Source organism: Streptomyces inusitatus (assembly GCF_014651115.1).
GTDB classification, from domain to species: Bacteria; Actinomycetota; Actinomycetes; order Streptomycetales; family Streptomycetaceae; genus Streptomyces; species Streptomyces amakusaensis.
The window spans coordinates 12,810-30,526 of sequence record NZ_BMWG01000033.1; the positions used below are offsets into that span (position 1 = coordinate 12,810).

Below are 17,717 nucleotides of genomic sequence, written 5' to 3' on the forward strand. Positions count from 1 at the left end.
TCACTCATGAGCATCAAGAAGTCCTCCCTGTACGCCTCGGCCACCGCCGTCACCCTCGCCCTCACCCTCTCCGCCTGCGGCGGCGCCACCACCACGGGCAGCAGCTCCGGCGGCGGACACGACCCGGACGCCACGGTCAACATCGGCTCGCTCTACGAGCCCCAGAACCTCGACAACACCGCGGGCGGCGGCCAGGGCGTCACCGAGGCGCTCAACGGCAATGTCTACGAAGGCCTGTTCAAGCTCACCGACGACGGCGAGGTCGAGAAGCTCCTCGCCCAGGACCACAAGGTCAGCGCCGACGGCCTCACCTACACCTTCACCCTCCGCGACAAGGTCACCTTCCACAGCGGCAAGAAGCTCACCAGCCAGGACGTCAAGTACAGCCTGGAGAAGGTGACCGCGAAGGACTCGCAGTCCGCGCGCAAGGCCAACCTCGGCGTCATCGACTCCATAGAGACGCCCGACGCGCGGACCGTGAAGGTCAAGCTGTCGAAGAAGTCGATCTCCTTCGTCTACCAGCTCTCCTACGTCTGGATCATCAACTCCGAGGCCCGCGACCTCAAGACGAGCGAGGACGGCACCGGCCCCTACCGGCTCGGCAAGTGGACCCGGGGCTCCGCCCTCAGCCTCGACCGGTTCGCGGGCTACTGGGGCGGCAAGGCCGCCAACAAGCAGGTCGTCTTCCGCTACTTCAAGGACGCCACGGCGCTCAACAACGCCCTGCTCACCAACGCCGTCGACGTCGTCACCAGCGGACAGTCGCCCGACGCCCTCGACCAGTTCCGGAACAACCCCGCCTACAAGGTCAACGACGGCGACTCCACCACCAAGCTGCTGCTCGCCTTCAACGACAAGGCCAAGCCCTTCACCGACGTCAAGGTCCGCCAGGCCGTCTCCGCCGCCATCGACGACAAGAAGCTCCTGGAGTCGATCTGGGGCGGCCACGGCAAGCTCATCGGCTCGATGGTGCCCCCCACCGACCCCTGGTACGAGGACCTCACCGCGATCGACGCGTACGACCCCGAGCGCGCGAAGAAGCTGCTGGCCGAGGCCGGGCTCAAGGACGGCTTCAGCTTCACCCTCGACACCCCCAACTACGACCCGCACCCCACCGCCGCCACCTTCATCAAGTCGCAGCTCGCCAAGGTCGGCATCGAAGTCAAGATCAACACCATCACCTCGGACGAGTGGTACACCAAGGTCTACAAGAACCGGGCCTTCACCGCCACGCTCCAGGAGCACGTCAACGACCGCGACCTCGTCTGGTACGGCAACCCCGACTTCTACTGGGGCTACGACGACAAGCAGGTCACCCGCTGGGTCGAGCAGGCCGAGCAGGCCTCCACCACTGCCGAGCAGACCGAGCTGCTGAAGAAGGTCAACCGCAAGACCGCCGAGGACGCGGCCAGCGACTGGCTCTATCTCTACCCGCAGATCGTGGTGGCCTCCACCAAGCTCTCCGGCTACCCGCTCAACGGCCTCAACTCGCAGTTCCACGCCTACGACATCAAGAAGGGCTGATGGCGCGCTATCTCCTGCGCCGCTTCGTCTTCCTCCTGGTGTCGCTGGCGCTCGCGAGCGTCGTGCTCTTCGTGCTGCTGCGCATGCTGCCCGGAGACCCCGCCAACGCGCTCACCGCCGTGGGGGCCACCGACGAGCAGATCGCGGCGGCCCGGCGCTCCATCGGCTCCGACCGGCCGCTGCCCGAACAGTTCACCCACTGGATCGGGCAGCTCCTCAGGGGCGACCTCGGCACCTCGTTCGTCAGCTCGCTGCCGGTCGGGCCCGAGGTCGGCGCACGGCTCAATGTGACGGTCCCGCTCACCCTCGCGGCCTTCGTCCTCGCCGTCCTGATCGCGGTCCCGGCCGGCTTCCTGGCCGCGTACCGCCGCCGCACCTGGTACGGCTCGCTCCTCAGCGGAGTCTCCCAGCTCGGCATCGCGATACCGGTGTTCTGGCTCGGCATGATCCTCATCGCGGTCTTCGCGCTGAACGCCCGCTGGCTGCCCGCCGGAGGCTTTCCGCCCGACGGCTGGGACCGGCCCGGGGAGGCGATCCGCTCACTGGTCCTCCCCGTCCTCACCATCGCCCTGGTGATGAGCGCCTCCCTCATCCGCTATGTCCGCTCCGCCACACTCGACGTCCTCGGCAGCGACTATCTGCGCACCGCGCGGGCGCTCGGCTCGTCCTTCGGACGGGCGATGTGGCGGCACGGGCTGCGCAACGCCTCCGTCCCGGTGGTCTCGATCCTCGGCATCGAACTCGCCTCCACCCTGCTCGGCGCGGTGGTCGTGGAGTCCGTCTTCGCGCTGCCGGGCCTCGGCTCACTGCTCGCGACCGGCATCGCGCAGCACGACTACCCGGTGATCCAGGGCGTGCTGTTCGTCTCCACCCTCGCGGTGCTGATCATCGGCTTCGCGGCCGACCTCCTTCAGCGGATCATCGACCCCCGGCTGCGCCGCGGACTCTCCGGAGGCAACCGATGAAACGTCTCCCCGGACAGAATCCCGCCCGCGGCCTCACCAGGTCCCTCACCAGGTCCCTCACCCTGACCACCGGCTGTCTGCTGGCCGGAGCGGTCGGCCTGCTCGCGCTGGTCTCGCTCTTCTGGCTGCCGTACGCCTCCGACGACACCTCCGGCGGACGGCTCGCCGCCCCCGGCGACGGCCATCTCCTGGGCACCGACAAACTCGGCCGCGATCTGCTCACCCAGCTGATGACCGGCTCCCGGATCGCCGTCCAGGCGGGCCTGGGCTCGGTCCTCATCGCGGCCACCGTCGGCGTCACCCTGGGAGTGCTGGCCGCCTTCGCGCAGGGCTGGCTGGACGACACCCTCTCCGTACTCCTCGACATCCTCATCGCCTTCCCGACCCTGCTGCTGGCCATGCTCATCGTCGCCGCCCGCTCGGCCACCCTGGAATCGGCGGTGCTCGCCATCGGCCTGGCACAGAGCGCGGTCGTGGGACGGCTGGTGCGCGTCCTGGTCAAACGGGTCCTGGCACAGGACTTCATCACCGCCTCCCGCACCTCGGGCACCTCCTGGCCCAGGATCGTGGCCGGGCACATCCTGCCCAACATCTGGCCCACCCTGGTCGTGAACCTCGCCCTCCAGTTCGGGCTCGCGGTCCTCGCCGAGGCCGGTCTGTCCTATCTGGGCCTCGGCGCCCCGCCGCCCAACGCCTCCTGGGGCCGCATGCTCCAGGAGGCGCAGGCCACCTTCACCACCGCCCCGGCCGGCGCGCTGGCCCCCGGCATCCTGCTGGTCCTGCTCGTCATCGGGGTGAACCTCATCGCCGACGGACTGCGCGACACCCTCGACCCGGCGGCCCGACGGAGGCGCGCATGACCATCCTCGACATACGCGACCTCACCATCCGCACCGCCGGAGGGCGGGTCCTGGTGGACGGGCTCTCGCTGAGCCTCGCCCCCGGGCAGCGCCTCGGCCTCATCGGCGAATCGGGCTCCGGGAAGTCCCTGACCTCGCTCGCCGTGCTGGGCCTGCTGCCCGAGGGGATGGCCGCGAGCGGCAGTGTCGAGCTGGCCGGAACCCAGGTGGTGGGCGCGAGCGAACGACGCCTGGCCAAAGTGCGGGGCAGGGACGCCGCCATCGTCTTCCAGGAGCCGCTGACCGCGCTCGACCCGCTGATGCGGGCGGGCCGGCAGATCGCCGAACCGCTGCGCCGCCGGGGCCTGTCGGGTACGGAGCTGCGGCGCGCGGTCCTGGCCGCGCTGGAGCGGGTGCTGCTCCCCGAGCCCGAGCGCATCGCCCGCGCCTTCCCGCACGAGATGTCCGGCGGCCAGCGCCAGCGCGTCGCCCTCGCCATGGCGCTGGCCTGCGAACCGAAGCTGCTCATCGCGGACGAGCCGACCACCGCGCTCGACGTCACCGTCCAGGCCGAACTGCTCGATCTGCTCGACGCGCTGGTGCGCGAACGCGAGATGGCCGTCCTGTTCGTCAGCCACGACCTCGCGGTGGTGGCCAAGGTCGCCGACCGCGTCCTGGTGCTCAAGGACGGCCGCGCCGTGGAGGAGGGCGACGTCCGCGACATCGTCACCGCCCCGCGCGAGCCGTACACCCGGGCCCTGGTGGCCAGCGCCCGGCAGCTGGAGTCGGCACTCGACCGAAGGAGCGGGCGATGACCCCCGTACTCGAACTCGACCGGGTCTCCTTCGCCTACCGGGGGAGCGCCGCGCCCGTGGTGGAGGACGTCTCCCTCACCGTCGCCGACGGGCAGAGCCTCGCCCTGGTCGGCGAGTCCGGCGCGGGCAAGACCACCCTGCTGCGGCTTCTCCTCGGCCTCACCCGGCCCACCTCGGGAACCGTCCGCTTCGGCGGGGACGAACTCCGCCTCGGCGACCGGGAGCTGATGCGCCGGTTCCGGCGCGGAGTGCAGTGCGTCTTCCAGGATCCCTACTCCTCCCTCGACCCGCGCCGGCGGATCGGGAGCATCGTCGCCGAGCCGCTGCGCTCGCTCGGTCTGGAGACCCGGCACACCGCCGGGCCCAGGGTCGCCGCCGCGCTGGAGCGGGTCGGCCTCCCGGCGGACGCCGCCGAGCGCTATCCGCACGAGTTCTCCGGCGGCCAGCGCCAGCGCGTCGCGATCGCCCGGGCGACGGTCTGCGAGCCCCGGGTGCTCCTCGCCGACGAGCCCGTCAGCGCGCTCGATGTGACGACCCGGGTCGCCGTGGTGGAGCTGCTGAACGAGCTGAAGCGGGAGCAGGGGCTGACCCTGGTGATGGTCTCCCACGACCTCTCCGTGGTGGCCTCCCTGTGCGAGCGGACCGCCGTCCTGGAGAACGGCCGCGTCGTGGAGGAGGGCGACACGGCGCGGGTGCTGGGCGCGCCCGCGCACCCGTACACGACCCGTCTCGTGGAGAGCGTGCCCAGACTGCCCGGCCCCCGGGACTGACCGCGCGCCCGGTCCGGGCCGCCGCCGCGAGGCCGGCCCGGACCCGGATGCTCCCCCCGCGCTCCCCACCAGGATTACTAGTAACACTATGTAACCCACATTGATTAAATGTGGACCCCGAAGTATTCCCCGCGAGGCGGCGATACTGCTTCACTGTTCATCGGACGGGGCGGTAGCGCGCAGGGGCATCCTGTTGAGTCTCCAAGGATGCGAATCCCGGATGGTGCACGCGACAGAACCCGCACTGTCGGGCAATTCATGAGCGTTTGAACAGGGTTCGTTCTTTCCGGTCACCGAGACACTCTGAAGACCAGAAATTGAATCCCCTCGTTCGTTTTTCGTCGCTCTGCATCCTCGCTCGTTTCGCTGTGCCGTGCCTCTTGCAGAGGAGCCATGGATGGAAGAGTACGGAGCAATATCCGATGGTCCCGGTGGCGGGGAGAATTCTGCCCGGGATGCGGTGCCGGGAAAGAAGAGAAAGAAGAGTCCGACTCTCTCTCCCGGTTCCGTGCTCCGCGCGGTCGCCTACCCCGTACTGCTGTCGGCCACGGTCCTGGTGGCCGCGGCGGCGCTGGTTCTCGACTGGGAGCCGGCCCGGGTCAGCCCGCTCTTCCTGATGGGCGTTCTTCTCTATCTGGCCGCCCTTGAACAACTTATTCCGTATGAACGCTCCTGGCATCCCAATGTCCGTGAATGGCGCTGGTACGGCGTTTACTTCCTGCTCACCATGGTCGGCAGCGCGCTCGCCCAGGCGCTGGTGACCCTCGCGGTCGCGGCGCTCTCTCCCCGGGAGCCGGCGATCGGGCTCTGGGCCGAAATCCCCGGTGCGCTGCTGGTCGGCTCGCTGGCCAGTTATCTCGTACACCGCCTCGGCCACACCCAGCCACTGCTCTGGCGGCTGCACGGGGTGCACCATGTGCCGCCCAAGGTCAATGTCGCCAATAATGGCGTCAATCATGTGCTCGACATCGTCCTGGCCCAGGGAATCGTTCAACTCGCCCTGGCCCTGGCCGGATTCTCCCGCGAATCGGTATTCGCCGCAGGCCTCTTCGTGACCGCGCAGGGCTACTTCGTCCACGCCAACATCGAGGTCCGCATCGGCGGGCTGAACCATCTGCTCGCCAGCCCGGAACAGCATCGTCTGCACCACAGCACCGCTCTGTCCGAAGCGGGGCACTACGGTTCCGACCTCTCGGTCTGGGACCACCTCTTCGGCAGCTACACCTGGCGACCCGGTAGGGAACCCGCCGCGGTCGGACTCAGCGACCCGGTGTCCTTTCCCGGCACCGGCGAGATCCTCGCCAGTCTGCTCCACCCCTGCCGCCGCCCGCCGAAGACGGGCGGCGAACCGGCCGATCCGGCGGATGGGCCGTCCCCAGAAGGTCGCTGACCGGTACTTCCGACAGAGCCCGCCGACCGGGCTCTCTCCCCCGGAAGCCCTCGGAGCCGGTGCGTTCGAGAAGTCCCGCACCCGCCCCACCCCTCCGTGCCGCAGCGCCACGACGTGAGGAGTTCCACCATGGCTGACGTGACCCGCGACCCGGTGCGAGGCCGAGTGGCGATCATCGGCATGGGCTGTCGACTGCCCGGCGGCGCGTCGGACCATCGGGCCTATTGGCGAAATCTCATCGACGGCAAGGACTGCATCACGCCAACGCCCGCCGACCGCTACGACATCGGCACGCTCGGCAGCCGCCACCAGGACAAACCGGGACGGCTCACCGGCGGCCGGGGCGGCTACATCGACGGCTTCGACGAGTTCGACCCCGCCTTCTTCGGCATCAGCCCGCGCGAGGCCGACCACATGGACCCCCAGCAGCGCAAACTCCTGGAGGTCGCCTGGGAGGCGCTGGAGGACGGCGGCCAGCGGCCGGCCGACCTCGCGGGCACCGACGTCGGAGTGTTCGTCGGCGCGTTCACCCTCGACTACAAGATCCTCCAATTCTCCGACCTGGGCTTCCGCTCGCTGGCCGCCCACACCGCCACCGGCACCATGATGACGATGGTGTCGAACCGCATCTCCTACTGCTTCGACTTCCGGGGCCCGAGCCTCTCCATCGACACCGCGTGCAGCTCCTCCCTGGTCGCCGTCCATCTGGCCTGCGAGAGCCTCAACAAGGGGGAGACCTCCCTCGCCCTCGCGGGCGGCGCGCTGCTGCACATGGCCCCGCAGTACACCATCGCCGAGACCAAGGGCGGCTTCCTCTCGCCCGACGGCCGCTCCCGCACCTTCGACGCCTCGGCCAACGGCTATGTGCGCGCCGAGGGAGTCGGCGTCGTCGCGCTCAAACGGCTGGCCGACGCCCTGCGCGACAAGGACCCCATCCACGCCGTCATCCTCGGCAGCGGGGTCAACCAGGACGGCCGCACCAACGGCATCACCGTGCCCAGCCCGGACGCCCAGGTCTCCCTGATCCGGCGGGTCTGCGCCGAGGCGGGCGTCACCCCGGGCGATCTCCAGTACATGGAGGCGCACGGCACCTCGACCCCGCTCGGCGACCCCATCGAGGCCAATGCCCTGGGCCGGGCCCTGGCCGTCGGACGGCGGCCGGGCGCGCGGTGCTACGTCGGCTCCGTCAAGACCAACATCGGGCACACCGAGTCCGCCGCGGGCATCGCCGGACTGATCAAGACGGCGCTCTGTCTCGAACACCGGCGGATCCCGCCCCACATCAATCTGGAGCGGCTCAACCCCGCCATCGACCCGGCGGCGCTCCCGTACGAGATCCCCACCCGGCTCACCGACTGGCCCGAGCACGAGGGCCCCGCCCGCGCCGGGGTGAACTCCTTCGGCTTCGGCGGCACCAACGCCCATGTCGTCCTGGAGGAGGCCCCGCCCGCCCCCGGCGCCTTCGGCGAACCGCCCGCCGCCCGCGCCTGGACCATCCTGCCGCTCTCCGCCCGTACCCCCGACGCCCTCCCCGAGGTCGCCGAGGGGATCCGGCGGGAACTCGCGGGAGCCCAGGGCCCGCCGGTCTCCCTCGCCGACCTCGGCCACACCCTCGCCCACCGCCGCCAGCACCATGAATCCCGGCTCGCGATCGTCCACTCCACGGCCGCCGGCCTCGACGCCGCGCTCGCCGCGCGGCTGCGGGACGAGCCCCGCCCCGGTGTCGTCCAGGGCCGCCGGCTCGACCCGGCGGACCGGCGGCTGGTCTGGGTCTTCACCGGCATGGGACCCCAGTGGTGGGGCATGGGACGCGGGCTCTTCGCGGACGAGCCCGTCTTCCGCGAGGCCGTCGTCCGCTGCGACCGGGAGATCCGCGCCCTCGCCGGCTGGTCCCTCCTCGACGAGATGTTCGCCGACGAGGCCTCCTCCCGGATGGCCGAGACCTGGCTCGCCCAGCCCGCCAACTTCGCCGTCCAGACCGGACTGGCCGCCCTCTGGCGGCACTACGGCGTACGACCCGACGCCGTCGTCGGACACAGCACCGGCGAGATCGCCGCCTTCCACGAGGCCGGGGTCTACTCCCTGCGCGACGCGGTCGGCGTCGCCCTGCACCGCAGCCGCCTCCAGCAGAAGCTGTCCGGCACCGGCACCATGCTCGCCGTCAGCCTCACCGAGGACGAGGCGGAGCGCCGGGTGCGCCCCTACGGCGACAAGGTGTCCGTGGCGGCGGTCAACAGCCCCACCGGCATCACCCTCGCCGGGGAGGAGGACGCCCTCAAGCGGCTCGCCGAAGAGCTGGCCGCCGACGAGGTCTTCACCCGGTTCCTGAGCGTGCGCGTGCCCTACCACAGCGCCGGAATGGAGACGATCAAGGACGAGCTGCTCACCTCGCTGGCCTCTCTGGAGCCGCGCCCCGCCCGGGTGCCGCTCTACACCACCGCCCGGGAAGGCATCGCCGAAGGCCCCGAACTGGACGCCGGATACTGGTGGGAGAACGTCCGCGACCGCGTCGGCTTCCGCGCGGCGGTCGACCGGCTGGCCGACGACGGCCACCGCCTCTTCCTGGAGATCGGCCCCCACCCCGTACTCGCCCACTCGATCCGCGAGTGCCTCGACGAGCGCGGACTCCCGGGCACCACCCTGCCGTCCGTCCGCCGCCAGGAGGACGAGACCGAGCGCTTCGCCGCCTCCCTCGCCGCCCTGCACACCCTGGGCACGGACATCGCCTGGGACGTGCTGCACCCGGCGGGCAGGGCCGTGCCCCTGCCGCGCTACCCGTGGAAGCGCGACCGCCACTGGACCGAGCCCGAGTCCGTGGCACGCGTACGCCTCGGCCTCCGCGACCACCCCCTGCTCGGCCGCCGCACCGAACACCCCGAGCCCACCTGGCACTCCGAACTCGACACCGAGGCCCACCCCTACCTCGCCGACCACCGCATCCAGGACGCCGTGGTCTTCCCGGCCGCCGGTCAGCTGGAGCTGGCCGCCCAGGCCGTACGCGCGCTCACCGGCGGCGACAGCGCCCGGCTCACCGACATCGAACTGCGCAGGGCGCTCTTCCTCCCCGAGGGCGAGAGCCGGTCCGTGACCCTCACCCTCTCCGCCGAGAACGCCTCCTTCACCATCGCCTCCACGTCCCCCGGCACCACGGGCGCGGACGACGGGACGACCGTCCACACCACCGGAGCCGTCAGCGCCGCACAGCACCGCTCACCCGGCCCCGCGCTCGACTCCGGACCGATCAGGGCCCGCAGCCGCCGCCGGCTCGAAGGACCCGACTGCTACGCGGCGCTGGCCGCCGCCGGATACCAGTACGGGCCCGCCTTCCAGGCCATCGAGGAGGTGTGGACCGGCCCGACGGAGGCGCTCGCCCGGCTCCGGCTCCCCGAGGCGGCAGCCGGCACAGACGTCCGCCACCACCTCCACCCGGTACTGCTCGACGCCTGCTTCCAGACGCTGCTCACCCCCCGGCTCCCCGAGGGGAGCACCCCCGCGCCCGGCACCGGAATCCGGCTGCCGCTCTCCATCGCCGAGGTCGACATCGCCGAGTCCGGGGACCGGCCGCTGTGGGCGCACGCCACGATCACCCGCGACGACGGCAACGAACTGACCGGCGACATCGCCCTCTACGACGCCGACGGCACCGCCGTCGGCCATGTCCGGGGCTTCCGCGCCGCCGATGTGGAGAAGGCCGCCACCACCGTCGCCCGGAGCACCGTCGACTCCTGGCTCACCGAGACGGTCTGGACCGAACTGCCGGCCGCCCCCGACGAGAACGACCGGCCCGCCGGAGCGGAGATCGTCGCCGCGACCGGCCCGGGCGACTGGCTGATCCTCGCCGACGCCCAGGGCGTCGGCGGCGCGCTCGCCGCCCTGGTGGCCGCCCGGGGCGGGCGCCGCCCTCTGGTCCGCCCCGGCCCCGCGTACCGGCTGGGGGGCGCGGGCCCCGGCCCCCCGGCCCCCCCGACGGGCCGTGAGTCCACCGTCGTCCCCGGCGACACCGGACAGCTGGAACGCCTCTTCGCCGAGCTGCGCGCCGACGGCGTCACCTCCTTCGACGCCCTGGTCCACCTCTGGAACCTGGACCTGCCCGGCATCCGCGAGGCCCGTACGGCCGAACTCGCCGACCACAGCGGCCTCGGCGCGTACTCCCTGATCGCCCTCGCCCGGGCGCTGCTTTCCTCCGGGACCGGCGGCGGGCTCCACATCGTCACCCGGGGCGCGCAGCCCGTGACACCGGGGGAGGACGTCGAACCGCTCGGCGCGCCCGTCTGGGGCGTGGCCCGGGTGCTGCGGCACCAGGAACTCACCTCGCACCGGGGCAAGCTGATCGACCTCGACCCCGGGGAGCCCCTGGCCGGGGCCGCCGTGAGCCGCGCCGGGGAGGTCCTCGCCGAGATCCTCGCCGAGGACGAGGAGGAGATCGGGCTGCGCGGCGGAGCCCGCCGCACCAGCCGGATCCGGCAGGCCGAAGGGCTCACCCGGCCACTGCCGCTGCGGCTGCGCCCCGACGGCAGCTATCTCGTCACCGGGGCCTTCGGAGCGCTCGGACGGCTGCTCTGCCGCACCCTCGTCCGGCGCGGCGCCCGCCGGCTGATCCTGATGGGAAGGACGAGGCTGCCCGATCGCGAGCAGTGGCGTCACACCGACCCCGAGACCCCCGGAGGCCGGGCGGTCGCCTTCCTCAAGGAGCTGGAGGAGCTGGGCGCGCAGCCCATCCTGGCACCGGTCGACATCACCGACGAGACGGCGCTGACCGGCTGGCTGGCAGACCACCGGCGCGGCGACCCGCCGCCGATCAGAGGAGTCTTCCATCTCGCCGGGCAGGTCCGCGACGCGTTGATCGCGGGAATGGACCGGGAGACCTTCGACGCGGCCCACGACCCCAAGGCCGTCGGCTCCCTGCTGCTCCACCGGCACTTGCGCGGCGAACCGCTGGACCACTTCGTCCTCTTCGCCTCCATCGCGTCCCTGCTGACGACGGCGGGCCAGACCAACTACGCCGCGGGGAACGCCTTCCTCGACGCGCTCGCCCACCACCGCAGGGCCGAGGGCCTCCCCGCGCTCAGCCTCGACTGGGGCCCCTGGGCCACCGGCATGATCGAGGAACTCGGCCTGGTCGACCACTATCTCGTCAACCGGGGCATGAGCTCCCTCGCCCCCGACACGGGCATGGCGGTCCTCGAACGCGTCATCGGCCAGGACCGGGCCCAGCTCCTCATCGCCACCGTCGTCGACTGGCCGGTCTTCCTCGACTGGTACGCCTCCCCGCCGCCGCTGGTGAGCGAGCTGGCGGCGGCCGCCCCCCAGAGCCGGCCCGGCGGCGGCGGCCGGCCCGCCCGCCCCCTCCCCGCCCCCGGGGGCGGGGGGGGGGGCCGCTCACCCGGGGGCGGGGGGTTCCCCCCGCCCGGCGCCCCCGTCCTCCGCACCAGGGCCGACCAGGTCGATTCCGCCACCGGGCTCGGTGTGCTGGGGCTGGACTCCCTGCTGGCGATGGAGCTGCGCGGCCGGGTCCAGGCCGAGTTCGGGATCGCGCTCCCGGTGGTCGCCCTGCTGAGCGGCGTCCCCGTCGGCGAGCTGGTCTCCCAGCTGCACGACGGACTGGCCGCTCTGGTGACCGCCGAGGCCGCCGAACCGGGGGCCTTCGCCGCCCCCGACGTCTTCGAGGACGAGCTGGAGTACCCGCTGACCCAGAACCAGAAGGCGCTCTGGTTCCTCAAGCAGCTCAACCCCGACGGCTACGCCTACAACATCGGCGGCGCGGTCGAGGTCGCGGTCGCCATCGACCCCGGCCTGATGTTCGAGGCCGTCCGCCGCACGGTCGCCCGCCACCCCGCGCTGCGCACCAACTTCCTGCTGGACCGGGGCCGCGCCGTGCAGCGCGTCTCCCCGGAGGTCACCCCGGACGTCAAGCTCTTCGACGTACAGGACCAGGAGTGGGACGAGATCCACCGCACCATCGTGGACGAGTACCGCAAGCCGTACGACCTCGCCCACGACCCGCTCTTCCGCTTCCGGCTCTTCAAGCGCGCCCCGGACCGCTGGGTGATCATGAAGGCGGTCCATCACATCGTCTCCGACGCCATCTCGACCTTCACCTTCATCGAGGAACTCCTCGCGGTGTACGAGGGGCTGCGCCGGGGCGCGGAACCGGAGCTGCCGCCGCTCTCCGCCCGCTATCTGGACTTCCTCAACGACCAGAACCGCTTCCTGGCGAGCCCCGAGGCCGACCGGATGCTGGCCTACTGGCGCTCGCACCTGCCGGACCGGGTGCCGCTGCTGGATCTGCCGGTCGACAAGCCCCGCCCGGCGGTGCAGACCCACAACGGCGCGTCCGAGTTCTTCGTCCTCGACGAGGGGCTGAGCGCCCGCGTCCACGAGCTGGCCCGCGCCCACGAGGTGACCCCGTTCGTGGTGCTGCTGAGCGCCTACTACATCCTGCTGCACCGCTACTCGGGGCAGGACCACATCATCGTCGGCTCCCCGGTGACCGGCCGCACCCGCCAGGAGTTCGCCTCCGTCTACGGCTACTTCGTCAATCCGCTGCCGCTGCACGCCGATCTCTCCGGCGGCCCGTCCGTCGCGGCCCTCCTCGAACAGGTCCGGCGCTCGGTGCTGGGCGGGCTCGACCACCAGGAGTACCCCTTCGTGCTGCTGGTGGAGCGGCTCGGCCTCCAGCACGACCCCAGCAGGTCCGCCGTCTTCCAGGCCATGTTCATCCTGCTCACCCACAAGGTGGCCACCGAGAAGTACGGCTACCGGCTGGAGTACATCGAACTCCCCGAGGAGGAGGGGCAGTTCGACATCACCCTCTCGGCCTACGAGGACGAGGCGGAGCACCGCTTCCACTGCGTGTTCAAGTACAACACCGACCTCTTCCTCCCCGAGACGATGCGAAGGCTGGCGTCCCACTACATCCATCTCCTCGACGAACTGACCCGGGCCCCCGCCGAACGCCCCACCACCCGGCTGGAGATGCTCGACGCCGGGGAGCGCGAACGGCTCACCGGCGAGTGGAGCGGCGCGGCCCGGCTGCTCTCCGAGGACTCCGGCGGCACGGCCCCCGGGAACTCCAGGACCTCCGGGGACTTCGGGGCCGCCCGGGACAGCCTGCCGGTGCACCGGATCATCGGCGCCGTCGCGGCCGAACGCCCCGGCGCGATCGCCGTCAGCGTGCCGCCGTCCGCGCCGGGCGGGGCCCGCTGGCTCACCTACGGCGAACTGGAGGACCGGGCGCGGCTCCTCGCCCACCGGCTGCGCGACCGGGGGGTGGGGCCCGGCTCCGTGGTCGCGCTCTGCCTGGACAAGTCGCCAGAACTGATCGTCGCCGTACTCGCGGTGCTCAAGGCCGGCGGCGCGTATCTGCCGCTCCCGCCCGACCAGCCCGCCGACCGTCTCGCCCTTACGGTCCGCACCGCCGACGCGGCCCTGGTGCTCGTCGCCGACCTCCCCGGCCGGGCGGGACTGCCGGGGCTGCCCGTGAAGACCCTGACCCTGTCCGAGGCGGCGGCCCCGGAGGGCGACGCCCCGCCCGCCCCGGAGCCCGTCGGCGACCCCCCGGGCGAGGTGGACCCCGACGCCCCGGCCTATGTCATCCACACCTCCGGATCCACCGGCCGCCCCAAGGCGGTCCGGGTCAGCCACCGCAATCTCGCCTCCGCCTACCGGGCGTGGCGCACCGAGTACCGGCTGGAGGAGGAGCGCGGCGTCCATCTCCAGATGGCGGCCCCCTCCTTCGACGTCTTCACCGGCGACCTGGTGCGGGCGCTGTGCTCCGGCGGCTCGCTGGTGCTCGCCGACCGCGACCTCGTCTTCGACGCCGCCCGGCTGTACGCCACGATGCGCGCGCAGGGCGTCGACTCCGCCGAGTTCGTCCCGGCGGTCGTGCGCTCACTGATGGACCACTGCGAACGCCAGGGAGTACGGCTCGACTTCATGCGACTGCTGGTGGTCGGCTCCGACGCCTGGAAGGTCGGGGAGTACCGGCGGCTGCGCGCCCTCGGCGGCCCCCGCACCCGGGTGATCAACTCCTACGGGGTCACCGAGGCCACCATCGACAGCGCCTGCTTCGAGGGACCGGCCGACGATCTGGAGCCCAGCCGGATGGTGCCGATCGGCCGCCCGCTGGCCAACACCGCCCTGCACATCCTCGACCGGCACGGCGAACCCGTCCCGCCCGGTGTCCCCGGCGAGCTGTGGATCGGCGGCGACGCGGTGGCCCTCGGATACGCCGGGGACCCGGACCAGACGGCCGAGCGCTTCGTCACCCGCACCCTCAGCCGCAGGCCCGGGGCCGTCCCCGTACGCCTCTACCGCAGCGGCGACCTGGCCCGCTGGGACGCCCGGGGCCGGATCCATCTGCTGGGCCGCGCGGACACCCAGATCAAGCTGCACGGCCACCGCATCGAGATCGACGAGATCGAGTCCCGGCTCGCCCAGTGGCCCGCACTGGCCCGTACGGTCGTCGCGGTCCGCGCGGACGCCCGGGGCGAAGCCGTCCTCTGCGCCTACTGCGTACCGAAGCCGGGCGGCGGACTCGACCGGCGCGCGCTCCGCCGCCATCTCGCCGCCGCCCTGCCCACGTACATGATCCCGTCCTACTTCGTCGAGCTGCCCGCGCTCCCGCTCACCGCCCACGGCAAGGTCGACACCGCCGCCCTGCCCGCGCCCCGGCCCGAGACCGAGGAGAGCGACGACACCCCCCACGAGGCCCCCGCGACCCGCTACGAGATCAGCATGGCCCGGCACTGGCGGGATCTGCTCGGCCGCGAACGGATCAGCACCGACCACGACTTCTTCGAACTCGGCGGCAGCTCCGTCAAACTGATCGAACTGATCCACCATCTCCAGACCGAGTTCGGCGTCACCATCCCCGTCAGCAGGCTCTACCAGGTCACCACCCTGCACGGGATGGCGGCGGCGGTCGAGCGCATCAGCGCCGACGGCGGCGGCAGCGGCGAGGACCGGTACTGCATCGGCTTCAACTCCGGCCCCGGCGAACGCGTCTTCTGCTTCCCGCCCGCCGGCGGCCACGGACTCGTCTACCGGGAATTCGCCGGCTCGCTCCCGCAGTACCGCTTCACCGCCTTCAACTATGTGCCCGGCGACGACAAGGTGCACCGCTACGCCGATCTGGTCGACGCCATCCAGCCCGAGGGCCGCTGTCTCCTCCTCGGCTATTCCCTCGGCGGCAACCTCGCCTTCGAGACGGCCAAGGAGCTGGAGCGGCGCGGCCGGCAGGTGGCCCATGTGATCATCCTCGACTCGCACCGCATCGAGGAGCCCTATGTGCCCGGCCGCGAACACCTCGCCGCCTTTGAACACGAACTCCGCGAGCACCTGCGCAAACACACCGGGTCCGAGATCGTCGCCCGCGAGACGATGGAACACGCCGCCGAATACCTCGCCTTCTGCGGCCGCACCCCCAACCTCGGCGCGGTCGCCGCCGCCGTCAGCGTCGTCACCGACGAGGAGAAGGCGGAGCTGTACGCCGACGGCGAGCGCGGCACCTGGCACGGCAGCTCCACCACCGCCCACACCGTCCTGCGCGGCTCCGGGGTCCACGCCGACATGCTCGACCCCGGCCACCTCGCCCGCAACGCCGAACTCGTCCACCGCACCCTCTCGCCGAACGGGGCCGCCCATGCCCGCTGACGAGGACACCGACTGGACCGGCCGCCCGCCCGGCCCGGACGCGGGCACCCCGCCCCGGGTGATCGTCATCGGCGCGGGCGTCGCCGGGATGTCCACCGGGTGCTACGCCCAGATGAGCGGGATGCGCACCCGGATCTTCGAGAAGCATGTGCTCCCCGGCGGCTGCTGCACCGCCTGGGCCCGCGACGGCTACATCTTCGACTACTGCATCGAATGGCTCATCGGCACCGCGCCCGGCAATGAGGCCCATCAGATCTGGCGGGAGCTGGGCGCGCTCGACGGCAAGGCCATCACCCACTTCGACATGTTCAACCGGGTCGTCGACGAGAGCGGGCGCTCGGTCACCTTCCACAACGACCCGGACCGCCTGGAGCGGCACCTGCTGGAGATCTCGCCCGCCGACGCGAAGCTCATCCGCGCCTTCTGCCGCGATCTGCGCCGGTTCACCGCCATCGAGCTGTACCCCTTCCTGACCGCGCCCGCGCTGCGCACCGCCCGCGAGCGCGCCGCGATGCTGCGGACCGTGCTCCCCGCCTTCCGGCTCTTCTGGCGCACCGCCGCCACCCCCATGCACACCTTCGCCGACCGCTTCCAGGACCCCCTGCTGCGCCGGGCGTTCCGCAACATCTTCTTCCAGGACCCCGAGGGCTTCCCGATGCTGCCCTATCTCTTCAACATGGCCTCGGCCCACCACCGCAACGCGGGCTTCCCGCAGGGCGGATCGCTCGGGCTGGCCCGGTCCATCGAGGAGCGCTACCGGGAGCTGGGCGGCTCGATCGCCTACCGCGCCCGGGTGGCCAAGATCCTCGTGGAAGGGGGCCGCGCGGTCGGGATCCAGCTCGCGAACGGGCGGCGGCACTACGCCGACCATGTCGTGGCCGCCTGCGACGGCCACACCACCATCCACTCCCTGCTCGGCGGCGCGTACACCGGACCCCGGATCGACAAGCTCTACGGCGAGCTGCTCACCCGACCCGGCACCCTCTTCCCCGCCGTCGTCTCCGCCTTCGTCGGCATCGACGGCGACGAGGGAGCCGACCCCACCCACAGCACCACCTACCTCCTCTCCGCCGAGGACGCCGCCCGCCTCCCCGGCGCGCTCCAGCGCAGCCTGGTGGTCCAGCTCCGCTCCCACTACTCGGACGGCTTCGCCCCGCCCGGGAAATCCGTCATCCACTGCACCTACTTCAGCGACTTCGACCACTGGCGGGAGCTGCGCTCCACCGACCGCAGGGCCTACTGGGCGCAGAAGCGCCAGGTGGCCGCGTTCGTCCGGGCCTTCCTGGAGCGGCAGCGGCCCGGCATCTCCGAGCGCATCGAGCTGATCGACGTGGCCTCGCCGGCCACCACCAAGCGCTACACCGGCAACTTCGACGGCTCCATCCTCGCCTGGAAGGCGTTCTCGGAGGCCGACGACGTGGCCGCCGCCCTGGTCGGCAAGGACCGGATGCGGCTGCCGGGGCTCGGCGGCTTCTCCATGGCCGGCCAGTGGGTCGGCCTCGGCGGACTGATCCGCGCCGCGTCCACCGGCCGCTTCGCCGTCCAGTACCTCTGCGAGGAGTGGGGGATGCCCTTCCGGGCCCACGAGAGCACCCCGCGCGGCGTCTGGACCCCCGCCAGGCTCGGGCATCTGCCCCAGCTCGACCGGCGCGAGGGCCGCGACCGCCGCTCCCGCCGCCAGAGCACCAGTACCAGTACCAGTACCAGCACAGGAACAGGCACATGAGCACCGCGACGAGACGGCCCCAGGCGAAGGAGAC

The 17,717-nt window shown here is 71.8% G+C and carries 8 protein-coding genes; all 8 read left to right on the plus strand.

The window, feature by feature from the left end:
- Window positions 1-6: 6 nt before the first annotated feature.
- Window positions 7-1,524, plus strand: a complete 1,518-nt coding sequence (locus IE247_RS31805) for an ABC transporter substrate-binding protein (RefSeq protein WP_190126828.1) — start codon at window positions 7-9, stop codon at window positions 1,522-1,524.
- A complete protein-coding gene (locus tag IE247_RS31810) occupies window positions 1,524-2,489 on the plus strand; it encodes an ABC transporter permease (RefSeq protein WP_190126829.1) in 966 nt (321 codons plus the stop codon). The genes IE247_RS31805 and IE247_RS31810 overlap by 1 nt, the downstream gene beginning before the upstream one ends.
- The gene (locus IE247_RS31815) at window positions 2,486-3,349 is read left to right on the plus strand and encodes an ABC transporter permease (RefSeq protein ID WP_190126830.1); all 864 of its coding nucleotides are present in this window, start codon (window positions 2,486-2,488) and stop codon (window positions 3,347-3,349) included. Before IE247_RS31810 ends, IE247_RS31815 begins: the two co-directional genes overlap by 4 nt.
- On the plus strand, window positions 3,346-4,143 hold the full coding sequence (locus IE247_RS31820; protein ID WP_190126831.1) for an ATP-binding cassette domain-containing protein: 798 nt from the start codon (window positions 3,346-3,348) through the stop codon (window positions 4,141-4,143). The genes IE247_RS31815 and IE247_RS31820 overlap by 4 nt, the downstream gene beginning before the upstream one ends.
- Window positions 4,140-4,913, plus strand: coding sequence for an ABC transporter ATP-binding protein (locus IE247_RS31825; RefSeq protein ID WP_190126832.1), 774 nt, complete (start codon window positions 4,140-4,142; stop codon window positions 4,911-4,913). The genes IE247_RS31820 and IE247_RS31825 overlap by 4 nt, the downstream gene beginning before the upstream one ends.
- Window positions 4,914-5,310: 397 nt before the next feature.
- Window positions 5,311-6,303 carry a sterol desaturase family protein gene (locus IE247_RS31830; RefSeq protein WP_190126833.1) on the plus strand — a complete coding sequence of 331 codons (993 nt, stop codon included), beginning with the start codon at window positions 5,311-5,313 and terminating at the stop codon, window positions 6,301-6,303.
- A gap of 129 nt (window positions 6,304-6,432) precedes the next feature.
- Complete coding sequence (locus IE247_RS31835) at window positions 6,433-15,957, plus strand: non-ribosomal peptide synthetase/type I polyketide synthase (protein WP_190126834.1); 9,525 nt, start codon at window positions 6,433-6,435, stop codon at window positions 15,955-15,957.
- On the plus strand, window positions 15,947-17,683 hold the full coding sequence (locus tag IE247_RS31840; protein WP_190126835.1) for a phytoene desaturase family protein: 1,737 nt from the start codon (window positions 15,947-15,949) through the stop codon (window positions 17,681-17,683). The genes IE247_RS31835 and IE247_RS31840 overlap by 11 nt, the downstream gene beginning before the upstream one ends.
- Window positions 17,684-17,717: the final 34 nt, after the last annotated feature.

Bases quoted from the DNA above. Each gene is read 5' to 3' on its own strand.
- IE247_RS31805 (WP_190126828.1), top strand. From the start codon at position 7: ATGAGCATCAAGAAGTCCTCCCTGTACGCCTCGGCCACCGCCGTCACC.
- IE247_RS31810 (WP_190126829.1), top strand. From the start codon at position 1,524: ATGGCGCGCTATCTCCTGCGCCGCTTCGTCTTCCTCCTGGTGTCGCTG.
- IE247_RS31815 (WP_190126830.1), top strand. From the start codon at position 2,486: ATGAAACGTCTCCCCGGACAGAATCCCGCCCGCGGCCTCACCAGGTCC.
- IE247_RS31820 (WP_190126831.1), top strand. From the start codon at position 3,346: ATGACCATCCTCGACATACGCGACCTCACCATCCGCACCGCCGGAGGG.
- IE247_RS31825 (WP_190126832.1), top strand. From the start codon at position 4,140: ATGACCCCCGTACTCGAACTCGACCGGGTCTCCTTCGCCTACCGGGGG.
- IE247_RS31830 (WP_190126833.1), top strand. From the start codon at position 5,311: ATGGAAGAGTACGGAGCAATATCCGATGGTCCCGGTGGCGGGGAGAAT.
- IE247_RS31835 (WP_190126834.1), top strand. From the start codon at position 6,433: ATGGCTGACGTGACCCGCGACCCGGTGCGAGGCCGAGTGGCGATCATC.
- IE247_RS31840 (WP_190126835.1), top strand. From the start codon at position 15,947: ATGCCCGCTGACGAGGACACCGACTGGACCGGCCGCCCGCCCGGCCCG.